The organism is Streptomyces sp. NPDC028991, from assembly GCF_055564775.1.
In genome coordinates, this window is record NZ_JBVHVP010000067.1 from 1 (window position 1) to 1,725 (window position 1,725).

The window sequence follows — 1,725 nt, forward strand, 5'->3', positions numbered from 1 at the left end:
CGCTTCCGCCTTGCTCAAGAACCATGCGGGCAGTTTGCAGTCCCATCCCGCTAGTGCCGCCGATGACCAACAACTTCTTGCCATTAAATTCAGTACTCATAATAATCTCCTTAACTACCAACTAAATGGTAGGGTTGTGTTGCAAAAAAAGTGCCGACCTCAGGTCAACACGGTGGAAAGAAAAGTGTTTCCAACTTCGGCCGGTCCGCGTGACGACCGCATGCCACGGCCCACCATCATCGAGCCTTCCAACGCGCACAAGAATGCCTCTGCGAGAGCCTCTGGGGTGGAATTCGAGGTGATCAGCGCGGCACGCTGACCATCGGCAACGACAAGAGTCAACCAGTCGAGATTGACTTTAAAGAATCGCTCGACCTCGCTCACAACGGCGTCCGGCAGCGAGTCCGACTCGGCACCCAACATGCCGCAGACACAAAGGCGCCGGTCCTTGGCGAAGGTGCGTTCGAAAAGTGCCGCATACGCAGTTAGCCTGTCAGGCGCTTTCGCATGCTGCCCTTCGATGCTCAGCAACTCCTCACGAAACCGGTGCGTGTAGCGCTGTGCGACCACGGCCACGAGTTCACCCTTCTTGGGAAAGTGGTGGTGGATACTTGGTTTTTTGATGCCTACCAACTGGGCCACGTCGTCGTATGAGAAGCCGTTGTAGCCGTGCTGCTGTACCAACCCTTCAGCGGCATCGACCACCCGCTCGGCGGTCGGCGAGATTTCGGAGAAATGCTTCATGCAAGCGCCTCATTTGATTCGGCGACTGGCAGGTGGCCTGTCTTGACCAGGATGGTGCAGCCTGTATTGCTGAAGGGACGGTGAGCACTCAAATGCGGACTGCGCATCCATGTGCCGGTAGGGTAGCTTCCGAACTCATCCTCAAAGACGCCTTCCAACACATAGATTTCTTCACCGCCGTAGTGACGATGCGAATTGAATCGTGTCCCCGGGGCCCAGCGCACCAAAGCCGTATGTTGTGTGTCGAACTCAGAAAGTGGCATCACCGACAGACCCGGCACGAGGCCTGGAAACCAGGGGCCGTTACGGGTGTCGACCACGGTGCGTTGGCTGTCGGCTAGATCAAGATGGCGCAGCTTGACGAACAACGTGCAACCCGTCGCGGAGCTCGGTGCATGCGAAGAACCTGGTGGATTCTTGATGTAAGTCCCAGGCCCGAAGGTCCCGGATTCGTCGCTGAATTCGCCGTCCAGGACCAGAATCTCCTCGCCCAAGTCGTGCTTATGATTTTCAAAAGCGGAGCCCGGCGCGTATCGCACGATCGAGGTGGCACGCGCCACTTCGTCGCCATCACGCTCCAGTAACTGGCGTTGAATCCCGGTCGCTGGCGAATCGACCCACTGTAAGCTTGAAGGCTCGACGACAACACGCTGCGAAAGATCTGAATTGAGTTTCATGGCTTTATTTCATCTACCGACTACTTGGTAGGTAAGTTATAAGATCCCGATTTGTTTGTCAAATAGCTTTCGCCATTTTCTTTCATCCATTGAAAAAACAATGAATTGGTTACAAGAACTCGCGAAGCTTAGCGTACGATTTTTTCCGAATTCTCTATCGTCCCCTATTTTGAACTGGACTTCAATTTTTTAACGGTCGGGAGACCCCGAACGGCATCATCCCAGTGCGCTTCCCGATCGGGATCATTGCCGAGCTTACTGATCCAGGCAGGCGACAACGACCAGCGCTCGGCGAGCGCTAGCC

General features: G+C 55.1%; 2 protein-coding genes. Both read right to left on the reverse strand.

The features are described from left to right. Nucleotides 1-159: 159 nt before the first annotated feature. Nucleotides 160-744 (reverse strand): TetR/AcrR family transcriptional regulator, encoded by a 585-nt coding sequence (locus ACZ4V1_RS35835; RefSeq protein ID WP_004574803.1) that lies wholly within the window; start codon nucleotides 742-744, stop codon nucleotides 160-162. After that, nucleotides 741-1,421, reverse strand: a complete 681-nt coding sequence (locus tag ACZ4V1_RS35840) for a cupin domain-containing protein (RefSeq protein WP_004574802.1) — start codon at nucleotides 1,419-1,421, stop codon at nucleotides 741-743. Before ACZ4V1_RS35840 ends, ACZ4V1_RS35835 begins: the two co-directional genes overlap by 4 nt. Nucleotides 1,422-1,725 lie beyond the last annotated feature (304 nt).